Below are 16,891 nucleotides of genomic sequence, written 5' to 3' on the forward strand. Positions count from 1 at the left end.
TGGGACGGCAGGCGGGCGCGGGCCGACGGCCGGCCGTTCGCGGTGGACGCGGGTCAGAACCCTTCGGGCAGGTCGCGCGCGTGCACCACCACGAGGCGCTGCGTGGGGCGGGTCATCGCCACGTACAGGTCGCTGGTCCCGCCGGCGCCCTCGGCGATCGCCGCCGGCTCCACCAGGACCACGGCGTCGAACTCCAGGCCCTTGGTCTCGCGCGGCGCCAGGACGGTCACCTGCGCGTCCTCCGGCCGCTGGGCCGACAGGCGCGCGGCCTCCTCGGCGCCGACGGCGGAGGCCAGCGCCGCGGACACGGCGTCGGCCAGGCGCGCGACGCCGTCCGCCGGCGCGACGACGGCCACCCGGCCGGCGTCGGGGCCCACCAGCTCCTTGACGAGGCCGAGCGCCTGGGCGACCACGACGCCGTCGTCCGGCAGGCCGTCCGGGCCGGCCGGCGTGGGGACGACGTCGAGGGAGCCCTCGACGTCGCGCGCGGCCCGCAGGTCCGAGACGGGCAGCCGCGCGGCCCGCGCGACCCGCTGGGCGGTGTCGGCCACCGTGGCCGGCGTGCGGTAGGAGACCGTGAGCTCCGACAGGCGCCAGCCGTCGCGCAGCAGCGGGGTGAGCATGCGGTCCCAGCTGCGCGCGCCGGCCGCCGACGACGTCTGGGCCACGTCGCCGACGATGGTCATCGACCGCGTCGGCACCCGGCGCACCAGCGCCCGCCAGGCCATCGGGGAGAGCTCCTGGGCCTCGTCGACCACCACGTGGCCGTAGGTCCAGGAGCGGTCGCCGGCCGCGCGCTCCGCCGTCGTCAGGGACGGGCCGCTCGCGGCGAAGCGGGACGCGAGCGTCTCGGCGTCGACCAGGCCGCCGCCCGCGCCGGTGGCCGAGAGCACGCTGCGCGCGTACTCGACCTCGCGCGCCTGCTCGGCATCGCGGAGCTGGGCTTCGGCCCGGGCCAGGGAGTCGTCCTCGCCCAGCAGCTCGTACGCCTCGTCGAGGATCGGCACGTCCGACTCCGTCCACGGCGCGCCCGGCTCCCGGACCAGCAGGCGCCGCTCGCGCTCGGACAGCTCCGGTGCGGCCTCGGCCAGCCGGTGCGGCTTGGCGTACAGGTCCGCGACGAGCTTCTCCGGCGTGATCGGCAGCCAGGCGAGGTTGAGCGCGACACGGACGTCGCGGTCGGAGCGCAGGTCCTCGGTCACCGAGGCGCGGTCCTCGGACGACAGCGGTGCGCCGTCGAAGTCGCGGTACTGGTCGGCCAGCCGGCCGAGCATGTCGCGCACGAACGACGCACGGGCCAGGTTGTGCGGCTTGTGCGTGCGGCGGGCGCGCGCGATCGCGTCGGCGACGTCGCGCGGGCGGATCACGAAGTCGTGCCCCTCGACCCGCACCTCGACGTCGTGCCGGGGCACGCGCTCGCGGGCCCGTACCGCCCGGCGGATCACCTTGCGCCACAGCAGCAGGCCCTTGAGCCGCGCCACCTGCCCCTCGTCCACGCCGGTCGCGCGGACGCCCGGCAGCAGGCTGCCGATCGTCGTGGACACCACGCCGGTCTCGCCCAGCGAGGGGAGCACCTGGTCGATGTACCGCAGGAACGCGCTCGACGGGCCGACCACCAGCACGCCGGAGCGCTCCAGCAGGCGCCGGTGGGCGTACAGCAGGTACGCCGCGCGGTGCAGCGCGACCGCCGTCTTGCCGGTGCCGGGACCGCCCTGGACCACCAGCGCCCCGCTGAGGTCGGAGCGGATGATGCGGTCCTGCTCGGCCTGGATGGTCGCGACGATGTCCGTCATCCGGCCGGTGCGGCCCTGGGCCATCGCCGCCAGCAGCGCGCCCTCGCCGGACAGCGCGTCCGCGTCGATGTCGCCGTCGAGGTCCAGGACCTCGTCCTCCAGGCCCGTGACCGAACGGCCCTTGGTCACCAGGTGCCGCCGCCGCCGCACGTCGCCCGGGTGCAGCGCCGTGGCCCGGTAGAAGGCCTCGGCGGCCGGGGCGCGCCAGTCGGTGAGCATCGACCTGTGCTCGGCGTCGGTCAGCCCGATGCGCCCCACGTACCGGGTCACCGTCCCGTCGCCGGACCCCTCGGCGAGGTCGAGCCGGCCGAAGACCAGCCGGTCCTCGACGGCGTCGAGCTGCGCGGCCCGGTCCTCGTACAGCGTGGCGAACGCGTCCCGCTCGGAACGGTTCTGGTGCGTGCCCGAGGCCCCCGCCAGGCGCACGTCCCGCAGGCGGTTCGCGGTGGTGCCGCGCAGGGTGTCCAAGCGGACGTACATCGTGTCGACGACTGCTTGCTCGTGGGCGAGCTCGCCCGCGATTCCCGTCACGCCCTACCTCCGTGTTCCACCAGCGAGAAACTCCGGTCGTAATCAACCGGCCGACCATTATTGCCCACCCGTCGGCCTGTCCGCTGACACGGCGTCATCTCGCTGGATAGGATCGCCGCCATGGCACTGGGCGGGGCAGGATCGGCGAGGCCCGGAGGCGGGCCCGGACCCGAGGCGCGCCCGGCCCGGCTCGACGGCCCCATCTCGGTGCTCCTGGTCGAGGACGACGACGCCGACGCGTTCCTCGTGAGCGAGCTGCTGGCCGACGCGGACGTCGAGGCCGACCTCCGCGCCGACCTGCACCGCGCCCGCTCCGTGGACGAGGCGCTCGGCATCCTGTCCATGGTCTCCGTGGACTGCCTGCTGCTGGACCTGGGCCTGCCCGACGCCGAGGGGCTGGAGGCCCTGCGCCGCGTCATCGAGGGCATCGAGGTGCTGCCCGTCCAGCCCGCCGTCGTGGTGCTGACCGGGAACACGTCGAACGACCTGGGCTCCGCCGCCGTCGCGAACGGCGCCGACGACTACCTGGTCAAGGGCGACGTCGACGGCGACGGGCTCGCCCGCTGCCTGCGCTACGCGACGCTGCGCCGCCGCTCCGCCGCCCAGCAGATCGCGCTGTTCCGCAGCGAGGTCCGTGCGGCCGAGACCACGCGGCTGGAGCGCGCGCTGTTGCCCAAGGAGCTCGTCACCGACGAGCGGGTCTCGGTGATGGTCGGCTACCTGCCGGGCGGCAACGGCCTGCTCGGCGGCGACTTCTTCGACACGGTCGAGCGCCCCGACGGCACCCTGGTCACGGTCATCGGCGACGTCGCCGGGCACGGTCCGGACGAGGCCGCCCTCGGTGCCGCCATGCGGACGGCGTGGCGCACCCTCGTGCTCGCCGACACGCCCGCGGACGACGTCCTGCCCCTGCTGGAGCGCGTGCTCCTGGCCGAACGCGGCCGCCCCGAGGTGTTCGTCACCATCTGCCAGGCCGTGATCTCGGCCGACCGCGCGCACATGGACGTCTACCTCGCCGGACACCTCCCGCCGCTGCTCGTCGTGCCGCAGGCGCCGGACGGCGGGACCACCGCCACCCACCGCTGCGAGGAGCTGCCCTCGTCCGACCGCGGCCGCGCGCTCGGCATCCCCGTCGAGGGCACCTGGACCGCGCACCGCGTCCGCCTGCCCGAGGTGTGGACCGCGGTGCTCTACACCGACGGGCTCGTGGAGGCGGCCGTCGGCGCCGACCCCGGGGGCACGCCCGTCCTGCCGCCCAGCGCCCACGGCCGCATGCCGCGCCTCGGCGCGCACGGCCTGCGCTCCGTCGTGGAGCACGAGATGGACCAGGGCACCGACGAGGTGGTGACCCGGGTGCTGCGCCGGGTGCGCTCGCTGCACGGCGGCCCCCTGGTCGACGACGCCGCGCTGCTCTTCGTCGGCTGGGCCGGCGCCGGCGCCACGGAGCCCGGCGAACGCACCTCGACCCTGGCCGACTCGGTGGAGTGGTCGCGGGCATGACTCTGGTGCCGGACGAGCACCGGTTCACCGGTGTGTCGATGCGTCGCCGCCTCGCGCGGCTGCTCGGCGCGGTCGCCGCCATGCTCGTGCTGGCGCTCGCCGTCGCGGTGCTCGCCCTGGTCCAGTCCCGCGGCCTGGACGCCCGGGCCGACGGCCCGTACTACCGGGCCCTGGTCGACGGCGAGCGGGCCTCCCTGGCCCTCGCCGACGCCGACTCGTCGCTGCGTGCCTACCGTGCCACGTGCGACGAGGCCGCCCTCGAACCCTGGACGCGCGCCGTCGGTTCGACCGGCCGCATCATGCTCCTGGCCCCCGTCGAGCGGCGCGCCCTGGAGTCGGACGCCGAGGTGACGCTGGCCTACGAGGAGGCGGTGCGGCGCACCGACGCCTGGTTCGACGAGTACGCCGAACCCGTGGTGGCGGCCGTCGAGGCGGCGCCGTCGGGCCAGGTGGCCTGCCGCACGGAGCTGCTGAGCACGGCCCCGCCCACCGTCGAGGGCGACGCCCTGTACGCGGACGCCAACGCCGCCGTCGTCCACTACCTGGCCGTGCTGGGGGCGCAGCGGGACGCGATCGTGGAGACCCGGACCGTCTGGGAGAGGCTGCTGCTCGGTGCCGTCGCCACGCTGGTGCTCGTGGTCGTGCTGATGGGCACGATGATGTGGCTCGCCCTGGAGTCCTGGGTGATCCGGCCGTTGACCGAGCTGACGGCCGCCGTCCGGGTGGTGAGCAGCGGCGTGCTCGGGCGCGAGATCCGGCCCGCCGGCACGGGCGAGGTGGCCCTGCTCGCCATGCACGTGGAGACGATGCGCCGCGAGCTGGTGCACCAGGTGGAGGAGATCCGCCTGTCGCACCAGGAGGTGGAGAACGCGCACACGCTGCTCAGCGAGCAGGCGCGCGAGCTGGAGCGGTCCAACCGCGACCTGGAGCAGTTCGCGTACGTGGCCTCGCACGACCTGCAGGAGCCGCTGCGCAAGGTCGCGAGCTTCACGCAGCTCCTGCAGAAGCGCTACGGCGGGTCGCTCGACGAGCGCGCCGACCAGTACATCGAGTTCGCCGTGGACGGCGCGAAGCGCATGCAGCGGCTCATCCAGGACCTCCTGAGCTTCTCGCGCGTGGGCCGCACGGGCGTGCCGCGCGAGGACGTGGAGCTGGAGGGCGTGCTCACGGCGGCGCTGTCCGAGCTGTCGGAGCGGATCGCGGAGTCGGGGGCCGAGATCGTCCACGACCCGATGCCCGTGGTGCACGGCGAGCGCGCCCTGCTGCAGCAGATCTTCGTCAACCTGATCGGGAACTCGCTCAAGTTCCGCGACCCCGAGCGCACACCGAACGTCCGGATCGAGGTGCGCAGCATGCGCGCGCACTGGGAGATCTCCGTGGTGGACAACGGCATCGGCATCGACGCCCAGTACGCGGAGCGGGTGTTCGTCATCTTCCAGCGCCTGCACTCGCGCGAGCAGTACGCGGGCACCGGCATCGGCCTCTCGCTGGTCAAACGGATCGTCGAGTACCACAAGGGCCGCATCTGGATCGAGCCGGCGGACGGCGGCGGCACCATCGTGCGGTTCACCCTGGCCCGGCGGCAGGGGCAACCTGCCACGGGGCGCCTTTCGACCGAACGGGCCCAGTCGACTACGCTTCAATGAAGCGGCCTGACCAGGGCCGACGGCGGGGCGCGACGAAGGGGCCCGCCGGTGAGGACTCCATGGGACAGGTACGGGCCGGGTGGTCAACGTGAGCGGTCAGAAGGTGATGGAGATCCTCCTCGTGGAGGACGATCCGGGCGACGTCCTGATGACGCGTGAGGCGTTCGAGGACCACCGGGTCGCGAACAACGTCTCCGTGGTCGGCGACGGCGTGAGCGCGCTGGAGTTCCTGCGCAAGCAGGGGCAGTACGCCAAGGTGCCGACCCCTGACCTGGTGCTGCTCGACCTCAACCTGCCGAAGATGGACGGCCTCGAGGTGCTCGCCGTCGCCAAGGGCGACCCCATGCTGCGGCACATCCCCGTGGTGGTGCTGACCACGTCGGACGCCCAGGAGGACGTGGTGGGCTCCTACTCCCTGCACGCCAACGCCTACGTGACCAAGCCGGTGGACTTCGACCGGTTCATCGACGTGGTGCGCCAGATCGACGACTTCTTCGTGTCCGTGGTGCGCCTGCCCGGCAGGTGAGGTCGGAACTGCTCGCGACGCTGTGGGCGTAACGGGAAGACACCCGGCCGTCCCGACGTTGGACCAGAGCAGACACCCCTTTCGGATCGGGTGATCGGCAGTACTCCGACGAGCGAGGGAGCGCACGTGCTTGACCCCCAGGGCATCTACGACGTCGACGAGGCAGCGGTGGAGCGCACGTTGGGTCGCAGCGTGCCCGGCAGCTCCGACGGGCCCGTCCTCCTGCACGCCGTCCGCGGTTTCGTGGACGCCGGCAGCGCGGGCGACCTCGCTGTCGAGCACCTGATCGACGAGTTCCGCGTGGAGCGTCTGGTGACGTTCGACGTCGACCAGCTGCTGGACTACCGCTCCAAGCGGGCGACCATGACCTTCGACTCCGACCGGTGGGCCGACTACCAGGCCCCCTACCTCGCGGTCGACCACCTGACCGACGCCGAGGGCACGGGCTTCCTGCTGCTGCACGGCGCCGAGCCGGACCTGCAGTGGGAACGCGTCGTGGCCGGGCTGATCCAGCTCGTCGAGCGGTTCGGCGTGAGCCTCGTGGTGGGCATCCAGGGCATCCCGATGGGGCTGCCCCACACCCGCCCGCTGTCGCTCACGGCGCACGCCACCCGGCCCGGGCTGGTCGACGACTACACGTCGTGGTTCGGCAGCGTGAAGGTGCCGGGCTCGCTGTCCGCGCTCCTCGAGTACCGGCTCGGTGAGGCGGGGCACGACGCGCTCGGCTTCACGGTGCACGTGCCGCACTACCTGGCGCAGTCGCAGTACCCGCCGGCCACGGTGGTCGCGCTGCACCACACGGAGCGGGCGACCGGGCTCGACCTGGCGGTCCCTGCCCTGGAGGAGGCCGCCACCGACGCCAAGATCGAGGTGGAGAAGCAGGTCGCGGAGTCGACCGAGATCGCCGCCGTGGTCAAGGCGCTGGAGGAGCAGTACGACGCCTTCGCCCGGTCGATCGGCCGGCCGAGCCTCCTCGCGGAGACCACGCCGATCCCGAGCGCGGAGGAGCTGGGCGCGGAGTTCGAGCGGTTCCTCGCACAGCAGAACGGCGACTGAGCCCGCAGCGGGACCCCGATCCTCCGAGGCGGCAGTCTGCATCGAGGTCGGGCCAGGCCTGTGCCGACCTCGACGCAGAGTGCCGACCTCAGCGGAAACTGCCGACCTGCTGAGCTGGGTTGCATGCCGCACAACGGCCCTCCGAGACGGTGGCGGAACCGTACAACGCCGCTGGTCGCGAGGGGTGTTTCGGGTAACTCTGCGGCCCGGTGTGTCATAGCTGCGGCAGAAATGTGCGTGTTCCGTGGCACATTTGAGTGGTCCATGCCACACTGGCGCACGTTGCAGTGACGTACCAAGGCCACGTCCGCCGTGTCGTGAGCAAGTCGGGAAAGCATTGCGGCACGGGGGCGGGCAACGGGCTCGCCGTCGGATCCCGGACGGAAGGTCGAAGGACAGCATGGCGCAGGGTTCTGTGAAGTGGTTCAACGCGGAGAAGGGGTACGGGTTCATCGCCCAGGACGGCGGCGGCGCCGACGTCTTCGTGCACTACTCCGCAATCCAGTCCAACGGGTACCGGTCTCTCGAGGAGGCCCAGCGGGTCGAGTTCGAGATCACGCAGGGTCCCAAGGGTCCGCAGGCGGAAGCAGTCGTGCCGCTCTGACGTAACTCGTGAGAAGGCCGTCCTCCCTCCGGGGAGGGCGGCCTTCTTCGCGCCCTCCAGCACGTGTGGGCGGTCAGGCCGGGTCGGGCGCGGGTGTCTCCAGCGGGGCCGCCGTGCCGGCGAACGCCGCAGCGTCGTCGCCGGCCAGGAGGGTGGCGGGCACCGCCAGGGTGCGCAGGGCGCGCCCCAGGCGGGCGTTCCGCAGGTCCGGGAGCTCGACGGCGTCGCGGGCCTCCAGGGGGCCCTGTGCGGCGTCCTGGGCGCCCTCGTGGGCACTCTCCGCCCCGGCGTCGTCCTGGGTGCCGCCCTGGCTGTCCTCGCGGCTGCTGTCCTGGTCTCCTTCGCGGCGGCCGTCCCTGCCGTCCGATCGGCCGTCGTCCTGCGGCGGGTCCGCGGGCTGCGCTCGGACGGCCGCGAGGACCAGGTTGCCGTACCGGCGCCCCTTGAGGATCGCGGGCTCGGCGACGGCGGCGAGCCGGCCCTGCGCCGCGGCGTCCGGCCCGAAGGCCTCCGCGAGGCTCGCGACCTCGCGGCGCGCGGTGGTCAGCGGTGGACGGTCGGCGCAGTTCACCAGGAGGATGCCGCCGGGGCGCAGCACGCGGTGCGCCTCGGCGGCGAAGCCCGTGCCTACGAGGTGGGCGGGCGTGCGGTCGCCCGCGAACACGTCGCGGACCACCACGTCGTAGGACGCGTCGCGGGCGGAGGCCAGGGCGCGCCCCGCGTCGTCGGCGCGCAGGCGCAGCAGGGGCGAGCGCGGCAGGGCGAACCACTCGCGCACGAGCTCCAGGAGGCGGGGGTCGAGGTCGACGCCGAGCTGGCGGGAGCCGGGCCGCTCGTGCTCCACGTGCCGCGCGAAGGCGCTGCCGGCCGCCCCGAGGTGCAGCACCCGCAGCGGCCCGGGCGGCAGGAGCGCCACGAACGTGGCCATCTGCTGCATGTACTCGAAGTCGAGAAAACCGGGGTCGGCGAGGTCGAGGCTGGAGCTCGGCACGCCGTTGACGTGCAGCGTCACCCGCTGAGGGAAGTCGGGGTCGCGGACCACCTCGGCGGTGCCGGTGCTGATCGGCACGGGGCCGACGGGCAGCTCGGCGGGGAGTGTCAGTGGTGCGGAGGAGGATGGGCGGCGTCGGGCGGGGCGGCGGGCCATGAGCACAGTGTCTCCCGGGCCGGCGGTGCGCTTGACAGGATAGAACGTATGTTCGATAGTGTCGCACAAGGGGTTCGATCGGAGGTTCGAGATGGGCACCATGCAGTCTCAGAGCGGGCGGGACGTGGTCTCGGCACGCATGCTCGTGCCACGCGCCGTCCCGCCGGGCGTCAGCGCCCTGCTGCGCAAGGCGGACGCGGAGCTCGCCGAGGCCGCGCGTGCGGCCGACCCGGGCGACCGGTTCGTGCACGCGCACCTCGCGGCCATCCGGTCCGCCGCGGCCGTCGTGGCCCTGCGAGGCCGCCCGTCGGCGCGCTCCGGCGCGCGGACGGTGTGGGACATGCTCGCGCACGCGGAGCCGGACCTCGCGGCCTGGTCGGGCTACTTCGCGTCCGGCGCACCCCTGCGGGCCGCGGTGGACGCCGGGCGCCCGGAGCAGGTCGAGCCCGCGCGGGCGGACGAGCTGCTCGCGTGCGCCGAGGACTTCCGGGACGAGGTGGCGATGCTCGTGGACCCGCAGACGGGGTTCGCGACGCAGCGCCTGTCCCTGGTGCCCGAGGCGTCCTGACCGGCCGCCGGCGGGTGCCGGCAGAGAAGCACTGGGCAAGAACGGGAACGGAGCACGTTCGTGAGCAAGGGGCCGCGGTCAGCGGCGGCGAGGCGGGACTGGGGGTCGGACGAGTCCGGCTGCTCGGTGCTGCACCTGGACATGGACGCGTTCTTCGCGTCCTGCGAGCTGGCCCGGCGGCCGGAGCTGCGTGGCCTGCCGGTCATCGTCGGCGCGCAGGAGCGCGGCGTCGTGCTGGCCGCGACCTACGAGGCGCGCGCGTTCGGCGTCCGGTCCGCGATGCCGATGACGCGAGCGCGCCTGCTGTGCCCGCAGGCTGTCGTGGTCCGGCCCGACCACGAGCTGTACCGCGACGTGTCCCGCTCGGTCATGGGCCTGCTGCAGGAGGTCACGCCGCTCGTGGAGCAGATCAGCGTGGACGAGGCCTTCCTGGACGTCAGCGGGGCCAGGCGGCGCCTCGGCCCGCCCACGATGATCGGCGCCGAGCTGCGCCGCCGCATCGAGGCCGAGCACGGCGTGACGGCCTCGGTGGGTATCGCCCGGAACAAGTTCGTGGCCAAGCTGGCCTCCACGCACGCCAAGCCGGACGGCCTGATGCTCGTTCCCGTGGACGCCACCGTCGACTTCCTGCACACGCTGCCTGTCGGCGCCCTGTGGGGGGTGGGGGAGAAGACCGAGAAGTCGCTCGCCGCGTGGGGGATCACCACGGTCGCGGAGCTGGCCCGCACGGACCTGCCGAGCCTGCAGGCGGCCGTCGGCCGGGTCAGCGGCGCGCACCTGCACGACCTCTCCTGGGGCCGCGACCCGCGCCCCGTCGTCCCCGAGCAGCGCGAGCACAGCATCGGCGCCGAGACCACCTTCGGCACCGACCAGGACGACGCCGACGCGGTGAACCGCCGGGTGCTGGAGCTGTCCGACCGGGTGGCGGCGCGGCTGCGGCACCAGGGCGTGCTGGCGCGCACGGTGTCGGTGAAGGTGCGCTCCAGCGACTTCGCGACGTTCACCCGGTCCCGCACGCTGGACGGGCCCACGGACGTCGCACGGGACATCTATCTGGTGGCGCGCGAGCTCGTGGCGGCGGTCGATCTGGGCGGTCTCCCGGTGCGGCTGGTCGGCGTGCGGGGTGAAAACCTCCGGGAACGGGACGGGTCCATGCAGCAGCCGACGCTCGAGGAAGCAGTCGATCCACGCTCCGGGGCGCAACGCGAGGCCGAGCTCGCGCTCGACGCGGTGCGGGAGAAGTTTGGAAAAACAGCAATCGACCTGGGTGTACATCGCAAGAACGGCACGCATCTTTACTGATCTGCCCCTATAGTCATGGGTATGCCCGGGATGTCGACTACCACCGACGGCCGGGTCGTCCTATCCTGGAAGGGACACTGTTCCTTTGCGAGATCCGGGGGTCTCGATGCCTCTGTCCGAGTACGAGCAGCGGGTGCTGGAGCAGATGGAGCGTGCTCTGACGTCAGACGACCCGCGGCTGGCGAACACGCTCCAGTCCACAGGCCGTGGTAACGCGCTCCGTTATGTGCTGTCCGGGGCCGGCGTAGTCGTCGGCCTGCTTCTTCTTGTCGTCGGTGCAGCGACGTCGCGTACGTGGCTCGGGGCCATCGGCTTCGTGCTGATGTTCGCGGGTGTGGTCTTCGCGTTCCTCGGACCGCGCAAGAAGCAGCAGGAGGGTCCGGTCGGCGTCGTCGGCGAAGACGGCACCGTCCAGCCCTCGAACGGGGGAGCACGCAAGGCCCGCAAGCGGCAGGGTGGTGGTGGTCGTTCCGGCTTCCTCGCCCGCCTCGAAGAGCGCTGGGAGAACCGGCGCAACCAGGGCGGCCGCTAGCCGGCCGACCGTTCCCGGTGGTCCTGACCGGACGACCGCACATGACAGGAGCCGGGCCCCGCGGGGCCCGGCTCCTGTCTTTCGTCCCGGTACTCGACTTCCGGTACTCGACCAGGATCGTCAGGGCTTGCGGGCCAGCACCTCCGTCAGCTCCGCCGTCACCGTGGCCGTGAGCTCCTCGAGCTCGGCGGCCGTCGGCGGTGTCGAGTCGCGGGCGTAGCGCTCGTCCTCGGCGGCGTCGGCCAGGGCCGTGAGCCGTTCGGCGACGTCGTCGGGCAGGGGCGTGCCCGTCCTGGCACGCACCTGGTCGGCGATGACCTCCGGCGCGCGGCGCAGCGTGACCGACGGGCCGAGCCGCACCTCCCGCTCGGCGAGCAGCGCCAGCACACGGGCCCACGCCCGCTCGGGGTCGAGCTCCTCGACCTCCGTCCGACGGCGCAGCAGCAGCCACGCGGCGCCCCCGAGCACCCCGAGGGCGACGATGACCGCGACCACCCAGGCCCAGCCGGGCAGGGTCCGGTCGGACACCTGGCTGCCGGACGACGCGTCGTCCGTGGCGCCCGCCTCGGACTGTTCCGGCCGCTGGGTCGGCTGCTGCGGGGGCACCTCGTTGGCGCGCGACGGCGTGGGCGAGGCGCTGGGTGCCGTGCCCGTGCCGGGGTTCGCGTACGAGGGCAGCGGGCCGGTCTGGACCTGCGGCGTCGGCTCGAAGCGGACCCAGCCGACGGACGGGAAGTAGATCTCGGGCCAGGCGTGCGAGTCCTGGCCGGTGACCCGGTAGCTGCCGTCGCCGTCGGGCCGGCCGGGCAGCCAGCCGACGCCGATCCGGGCAGGGATGTCGAGGCTGCGGGCCATCACCATCATCGAGAGGGCGTACTGCGTGCAGTACCCCTCCTTGTTCTGCAGGAAGTCCCAGACGGTGTCCGACGAGCCGCGGTAGTCGGCGTCCGGGTTGTACACGAACCCGGCGCCCGAGCGCAGGTGGTTCTGGAGCGCGACCACGGCGTCGAACCGGGTGGGCGCGTCGCCGGCGATGTCCTGGGCGTAGGTGGCGATGTCGTCCCGGTGCTCGGTGTCCGGCACCTCCGTGTAGCCGGCCGACCGGGGGTCGCCCGCCGTGGGCGTGGCCCGCAGCAGCTCGGGGGTGAGCCCGCGGTCGACGATCTCGACGGTGTACGGGGCGCCCTGCTGGGTGCCCTCGCCGCTGCGCACCTCGTCCCGCAGCGCGTCGTAGGCCCAGTCGCCCTCGACGTCGACGGTGCGGGGCTCGAGCGGCAGCGGCAGCTCCGCGCCGTCGAGCTGCCCGATCCGCAGGTTCATCCGGCGGCGCTCGCCGTCGGCGCCCTCGCCGGGCGGCGCGAGCACCGTCGACGGGTCGAACTCGGCCAGGCCCCCGGTGGGCACGTTCCGGTTGGTCTGGACGCCGTCGAAGGCCGTGAGGGTCATGACGCGCAGGGGGCCGGCGGGCTCGCCCTCGGCCATCGTGTACGTCAGCACGGTGTTGGAGGACCGGGCGCTCAGCGGCTGGCGCATGTCCAGCTCGGAGGACAGCTCCACCGTGTCGGACGGCGTGGAGATGAGCTGGTTCCACGTCCCGGCCAGCGCAGGGAGGGCCGCCATGCCCGTCGCGACGCCGAGCGAGGTGGCGGCGACCGCCACCGACGTCAGGGCCGTGATCCCGGAGCGGAACCGCTGCGCCCGCCGCACCGCCGCGGAGTCGGCGTCGCTGCGCCGGCCCGGGGTCAGCCCCACCGGGTCGACGGTGAGCAGCAGGAGCATCGCGGTGACGCTGATGACGAAGACCGGCCACTGCACGTCCCCGATGATCGTCAGGGACGGCGTCCACAGGAGCAGCAGCGGCACCCCGGCGAAGCCCGGCATGCGGGCGCCGGCGAGGGAGTCCACCACGAGCAGCACCAGCAGCGTGCCGCCGACGGCGACCATGCTGATGGCCGGGCCGGGGTCGACGGGAGCGACCTGCGTGCTCATCAGCTCGGTGGCCTGGCGGAACCGTTCGAGGGCCTGCTCCACGGAGTCGGGCCCCACGAAGGGCTCGAACCGCTGGCCCGGTCCGCCGTAGCGGGCCAGGACGAACCAGACGGCGACGAGGAGGCCCGCCGCCGTCGCGAAGAACGAGGCGCTGCCGGCCGCGCGGTCGGCGGCCCGGTCCGCGCTCGGCCCCTGACCCGCCGCCCGCCGGGCGGCGGCGCGGTCGACGGCGTTGCGCAGCAGCAGGTACCGCACCACGCAGGTGGTGGCGGAGACGAGGACGACGCCGGTGGTGCCGGCCGTGAGCCAGGGCCCGGGGTCGATGACGAGCGTGAGCGCGTGCATGGAGGCGATCACGGCGATCGCGACGAGCACTCCGGACGCGACGGTGCGGACCAGCGGGCCGCGGTGCGCGGGGATCACGGCGCACGCTCCGCGAGCAGGGCCCAGGCGCGCTCCGGGTCGGTGCGGGCCTCGCAGGTGCTGACGTGCCAGCCGGAGGCGCGCAGCTCGGCGGCCGTCTGGTCCAGCTCGTGCTGGAACCCGGCGCCGCGCGGCGCCACCAGCAACCCCCAGCAGGTGCCCTCGGCGCCGAGCGCGGCGAGGTCGTGCCTCGCGTCGGGTCCCTGCGGGCCGAGCACCGCCACGACGATCTCGCCCGGGGCGCGGGCGAGCCGGAGCGCCCGCGCGGTGGTGCTCGTCGCGTGCTGTCCCTCCGACGCGCCGCGGTGCCCGCGGATGTCGACGCAGGCGTCCAGCAGGGCGGACCGGCTCGCGCGGGTGATGGCGAAGCGGACGCCGTCCACGCTGGGTGCCACGCTGGTGGTCACCAGGCGGGACGGGTGACCGGCGTCGAGGAACGAGGTGGCGATCGACGCGGCGAGCTCGACTGCCCACTCGCCGTCGTCGACCGCCGCGGGACGGCGCAGGCTCCCGGACTCCTGCCAGTGGGGCAGGAGGGAGCGGTCGAGCAGGACGGTCACGGGGCGCACCCCGGCGCTCTCGTCGGCGCGGACCATGAGCTGTCCGCGGCGTGCCGCGCTCGCCCAGTGGACGCGGCGCGGGTCGTCGCCCGCGACGTACTCCCGCAGCACGGAGTCGTCGCTGGACTGCAGGCGCGCGCCCGTGGCGGAGTGGTCGACGTCGCCCACCGACCGGGTGCGCACGGCGAGCTCGACGGTCCGGGGCCACACGGGCACGTGCGTGGCGGCGCCGAGGGGCTGGGTGGCGCGGACCAGGCCGAACACGTCGGTCCGGGTGGTCAGCAGCGGGCCGAGCGACCAGCGCCCGCGCCGCATCGGCGTGAGCGAGTAGTGCACGGTGATCCGGTCGGCCCGCGCGGAGACCCGGGCGCGGATGCCCTGGTGCCCGGCGAGCTCGTGCGCCGCCTGCTCGGACAGGCGCAGGCGGGACAGCCGCTCGTACGCCGCGCCGGAGGCCTGGTGCGCGGCGACCAGGAGGCTCACGTCCGCCGTCCGGTCGCGCACCACGGGGTTGGGCGCGACGGACCGCGTCACGTGCAGGGCGCCCCGGCCGGACTCCAGCCGCTGGGTGCCGATCACCAGCCAGGCCACGGCCACCGCGATGAGCGCCGCGGCACCCAGGCCGACGAGGTCGGGCAGGGTGAGGACCAGCCCGAGCGGGATCAGCACCCCGCCCACGCAGGCCGCCCCGATGCCCCGCGGGGTGAGCCGGACCCGGCTGATCCGTGCGAGCGTGTCACGCCACTTCATGACCGTGCCGTCCCGGCCGCTCAGAACTGGCGCCGGTCAGCGGGCTCGAGCGCCGGCACCGGGGTGCGCTGCACGATCTCGTCGACGAGCGTCTCGGGGGTGACCCCGCCGAGCCGCGACTCGGTGGTGAGGATGAGGCGGTGGGCCAGCACGGGCCGGGCGAGCCGCTGGATGTCGTCGGGCAGCACGTGGTCGCGGCCCGCCATGGCGGCGATGGCCTTGGCGGCGCGCAGGAGCTGCAGCGAGGCGCGCGGCGAGGCGCCCAGCCGCAGGCCCGGGTGCTCACGCGTGGCGCCGACGAGCCCGACGACGTACCGCTTGACCGAGGGTGACGCGTACAGCGACCGCACGAGCTGCGCGAACCGCAGCAGCGTGTGCCCGTCGGTCACGGCCTCCAGGTGCGCCAGCGGCGTGCTGGCCTCCTGCCGGTCGAGCATGAGCATCTCGGCGTCGATGTCCGGGTACCCCACGGTGATGCGGGCCATGAAGCGGTCGCGCTGCGCCTCGGGCAGCGGGTAGGTGCCCTCCATCTCCACCGGGTTCTGGGTGGCGACCACGAGGAACGGCCGGGGGAGCTGGTGGGTCGTGCCGTCGACCGTGGTCTGGCCCTCCTCCATGCACTCCAGCAGCGCGGACTGCGTCTTGGGCGAGGCGCGGTTGATCTCGTCGCCGATCACGATGTTGCTGAACACCGGCCCCGGCCGGAACTCGAACTCGTGGCTGCCGGTGCGGAAGATGTTGACGCCCGTGAGGTCGCTCGGCAGCAGGTCGGGCGTGAACTGGATACGGCCCACGTGGCAGTCGATGCTGCGCGCGACGGCCTTGGCGAGGGTGGTCTTGCCGACGCCGGGCACGTCCTCGACGAGCAGGTGGCCCTCGGCCAGCAGGACGGCGAGGGTGATGTCGGCCAGGCCGGGCCGGCCCGTCACGACGGACTCCACGGCGCCCCGGACGCGGGCCATGGTCTCCACGAGCTCGTCGAGCGCGGCTGGTCCGGGCGCTCCCTGGGGAGCGGGTACTCCGCCGAACCGAGGATCCGTGAGGCCGGACGTGGCGCGTTCCGTGTGCACTGGGGGACCTCCATCGGGCCGGGAGTCAGGCCGGTATCTCGCGCGTGTACGCGCTCTTCGGAAGCCGGGGCGACTGTCGCTCGCCCGGCTGGACCAGCCTAGTAGAGATGTAAAGCACTCTGTTGTGTGCATCACGCGGTCTTCACACATCCCAGGGCTTGTTTCGCCCTGGTGAAACGACGTCTCGCCCGGCGGGGGACCCGCGCGAGACCGCGGACCGGAGGTGCCTACCGGGACATTCCACGCCACGCCGGACATGAATTTACTCCACCTGCTCTTTACCTCTTTGACCTGCGCATTGAGGGCCGGTGGGCAGTTCTCCCCATGGTTTTTCCGAGTGTGGTGGTGGAAAGTGGAGTAGCGTGGAGTATGCGGGAGCGGAAGGAGGTGTCGGCCCATGACTGCGATGGCAGAAGGTTTCGCAGGTCTGGGTCTGCTCCTCGGCACGTACACCCCGAAGCTCGACGAGAAGGGGCGCCTGATCCTTCCCGCCAAGTTCCGGGGGCGACTGTCCGGCGGACTGGTGATGACCAAAGGGCAGGAGCGGTGCCTCTTTCTTCTTCCGATGGACGAGTTCCAGCAGATCTACACCCAGATCCGGCAGGCGCCGGTGACGAGCAAGGCAGCACGGGACTACACGCGAAACTTCCTGGCGGGAGCGAGCGACGAGGTCCCGGACAAGCAGGGCCGGGTCTCCATCCCGACGCACCTGCGGGCGTACGCCGGTCTCGACCGCGATGTGGTCGTGATCGGGGTGGGAACCCGCGTGGAGGTGTGGGATGCGCAGGCGTGGGCCACATATCAGGAACAGACCGAACCCGACTACATCGATCAGGCCGAGGAGATCTTCCCCGGGCTGAGCTTCTAGGCAGGGCGAGGGGACGGCCGTACGGC

14 protein-coding genes are annotated in these 16,891 nt (G+C 73.4%); 9 read left to right on the forward strand and 5 right to left on the reverse strand.

Going from position 1 to position 16,891, the window contains the following annotated elements:
- Positions 1 to 53: 53 nt before the first annotated feature.
- Positions 54 to 2,324, reverse strand: coding sequence for a HelD family protein (locus tag ACZ7LE_RS10100; RefSeq protein ID WP_470403132.1), 2,271 nt, complete (start codon positions 2,322 to 2,324; stop codon positions 54 to 56).
- Positions 2,325 to 2,444: 120 nt separating this feature from the next.
- Here ACZ7LE_RS10100 and ACZ7LE_RS10105 point away from each other — a divergent pair, with 120 nt between their 5' ends.
- The 5 genes from ACZ7LE_RS10105 (at position 2,445) to ACZ7LE_RS10125 (ending at position 7,656) form a co-directional block, all read left to right on the forward strand.
- Entirely contained in the window at positions 2,445 to 3,824 is a 1,380-nt protein-coding gene (locus ACZ7LE_RS10105; RefSeq protein ID WP_470403133.1) for a PP2C family protein-serine/threonine phosphatase, read from the forward strand.
- Positions 3,821 to 5,470, forward strand: coding sequence for a sensor histidine kinase (locus tag ACZ7LE_RS10110; RefSeq protein ID WP_470403134.1), 1,650 nt, complete (start codon positions 3,821 to 3,823; stop codon positions 5,468 to 5,470). Before ACZ7LE_RS10105 ends, ACZ7LE_RS10110 begins: the two co-directional genes overlap by 4 nt.
- 106 nt (positions 5,471 to 5,576) lie before the next feature.
- Positions 5,577 to 5,996 carry a response regulator gene (locus tag ACZ7LE_RS10115; RefSeq protein WP_285101664.1) on the forward strand — a complete coding sequence of 140 codons (420 nt, stop codon included), beginning with the start codon at positions 5,577 to 5,579 and terminating at the stop codon, positions 5,994 to 5,996.
- A 126-nt stretch (positions 5,997 to 6,122) separates the two neighbouring features.
- Positions 6,123 to 7,052 carry a proteasome assembly chaperone family protein gene (locus ACZ7LE_RS10120; protein ID WP_285101457.1) on the forward strand — a complete coding sequence of 310 codons (930 nt, stop codon included), beginning with the start codon at positions 6,123 to 6,125 and terminating at the stop codon, positions 7,050 to 7,052.
- 400 nt (positions 7,053 to 7,452) lie between these two features.
- Complete coding sequence (locus tag ACZ7LE_RS10125; protein ID WP_020016705.1) at positions 7,453 to 7,656, forward strand: cold-shock protein; 204 nt, start codon at positions 7,453 to 7,455, stop codon at positions 7,654 to 7,656.
- A 73-nt stretch (positions 7,657 to 7,729) separates the two neighbouring features.
- On the opposite strand, the gene ACZ7LE_RS10130 is transcribed toward ACZ7LE_RS10125, so the two are convergent.
- Positions 7,730 to 8,803 carry a spermidine synthase gene (locus tag ACZ7LE_RS10130; protein ID WP_470403135.1) on the reverse strand — a complete coding sequence of 358 codons (1,074 nt, stop codon included), beginning with the start codon at positions 8,801 to 8,803 and terminating at the stop codon, positions 7,730 to 7,732.
- 100 nt (positions 8,804 to 8,903) lie between these two features.
- Between ACZ7LE_RS10130 and ACZ7LE_RS10135 the strand changes: the two genes are divergently transcribed.
- From ACZ7LE_RS10135 to ACZ7LE_RS10145, 3 genes are all read left to right on the forward strand, one after another.
- Positions 8,904 to 9,371 (forward strand): SAV_6107 family HEPN domain-containing protein, encoded by a 468-nt coding sequence (locus ACZ7LE_RS10135; RefSeq protein ID WP_470403136.1) that lies wholly within the window; start codon positions 8,904 to 8,906, stop codon positions 9,369 to 9,371.
- A gap of 60 nt (positions 9,372 to 9,431) precedes the next feature.
- Positions 9,432 to 10,673, forward strand: coding sequence for a DNA polymerase IV (locus tag ACZ7LE_RS10140; protein ID WP_470403137.1), 1,242 nt, complete (start codon positions 9,432 to 9,434; stop codon positions 10,671 to 10,673).
- A 106-nt stretch (positions 10,674 to 10,779) separates the two neighbouring features.
- Entirely contained in the window at positions 10,780 to 11,205 is a 426-nt protein-coding gene (locus tag ACZ7LE_RS10145) for a DUF3040 domain-containing protein (protein ID WP_377231349.1), read from the forward strand.
- Positions 11,206 to 11,325: 120 nt separating this feature from the next.
- Here the strand turns inward: ACZ7LE_RS10145 and ACZ7LE_RS10150 are convergent, their stop codons facing one another.
- From ACZ7LE_RS10150 to ACZ7LE_RS10160, 3 genes are read right to left on the reverse strand one after another with little or no spacing between them, the layout of a single operon-like run.
- Positions 11,326 to 13,617 (reverse strand): transglutaminase TgpA family protein, encoded by a 2,292-nt coding sequence (locus ACZ7LE_RS10150; protein ID WP_470403138.1) that lies wholly within the window; start codon positions 13,615 to 13,617, stop codon positions 11,326 to 11,328.
- Positions 13,614 to 14,927 carry a DUF58 domain-containing protein gene (locus ACZ7LE_RS10155; RefSeq protein WP_397393533.1) on the reverse strand — a complete coding sequence of 438 codons (1,314 nt, stop codon included), beginning with the start codon at positions 14,925 to 14,927 and terminating at the stop codon, positions 13,614 to 13,616. Before ACZ7LE_RS10155 ends, ACZ7LE_RS10150 begins: the two co-directional genes overlap by 4 nt.
- A gap of 20 nt (positions 14,928 to 14,947) precedes the next feature.
- Positions 14,948 to 15,997: an AAA family ATPase gene (locus ACZ7LE_RS10160; protein ID WP_470403139.1), complete on the reverse strand. Its 1,050-nt coding sequence runs from the start codon at positions 15,995 to 15,997 to the stop codon at positions 14,948 to 14,950.
- A gap of 397 nt (positions 15,998 to 16,394) precedes the next feature.
- Here ACZ7LE_RS10160 and mraZ point away from each other — a divergent pair, with 397 nt between their 5' ends.
- The gene (mraZ, locus tag ACZ7LE_RS10165; RefSeq protein WP_357484605.1) at positions 16,395 to 16,865 is read left to right on the forward strand and encodes a division/cell wall cluster transcriptional repressor MraZ; all 471 of its coding nucleotides are present in this window, start codon (positions 16,395 to 16,397) and stop codon (positions 16,863 to 16,865) included.
- Positions 16,866 to 16,891: the final 26 nt, after the last annotated feature.

Source organism: Promicromonospora sp. NPDC110617, assembly GCF_055598465.1.

Coding starts and splice junctions, on each gene's coding strand:
- ACZ7LE_RS10105 (WP_470403133.1), top strand. CDS start 2,445: ATGGCACTGGGCGGGGCAGGATCGGCGAGGCCCGGAGGCGGGCCCGGA.
- ACZ7LE_RS10135 (WP_470403136.1), top strand. CDS start 8,904: ATGCAGTCTCAGAGCGGGCGGGACGTGGTCTCGGCACGCATGCTCGTG.
- ACZ7LE_RS10155 (WP_397393533.1), bottom strand. CDS start 14,927: ATGAAGTGGCGTGACACGCTCGCACGGATCAGCCGGGTCCGGCTCACC.
- ACZ7LE_RS10145 (WP_377231349.1), top strand. CDS start 10,780: ATGCCTCTGTCCGAGTACGAGCAGCGGGTGCTGGAGCAGATGGAGCGT.
- ACZ7LE_RS10125 (WP_020016705.1), top strand. CDS start 7,453: ATGGCGCAGGGTTCTGTGAAGTGGTTCAACGCGGAGAAGGGGTACGGG.
- ACZ7LE_RS10110 (WP_470403134.1), top strand. CDS start 3,821: ATGACTCTGGTGCCGGACGAGCACCGGTTCACCGGTGTGTCGATGCGT.
- ACZ7LE_RS10130 (WP_470403135.1), bottom strand. CDS start 8,803: ATGGCCCGCCGCCCCGCCCGACGCCGCCCATCCTCCTCCGCACCACTG.
- ACZ7LE_RS10115 (WP_285101664.1), top strand. CDS start 5,577: ATGGAGATCCTCCTCGTGGAGGACGATCCGGGCGACGTCCTGATGACG.
- mraZ (WP_357484605.1), top strand. CDS start 16,395: ATGACTGCGATGGCAGAAGGTTTCGCAGGTCTGGGTCTGCTCCTCGGC.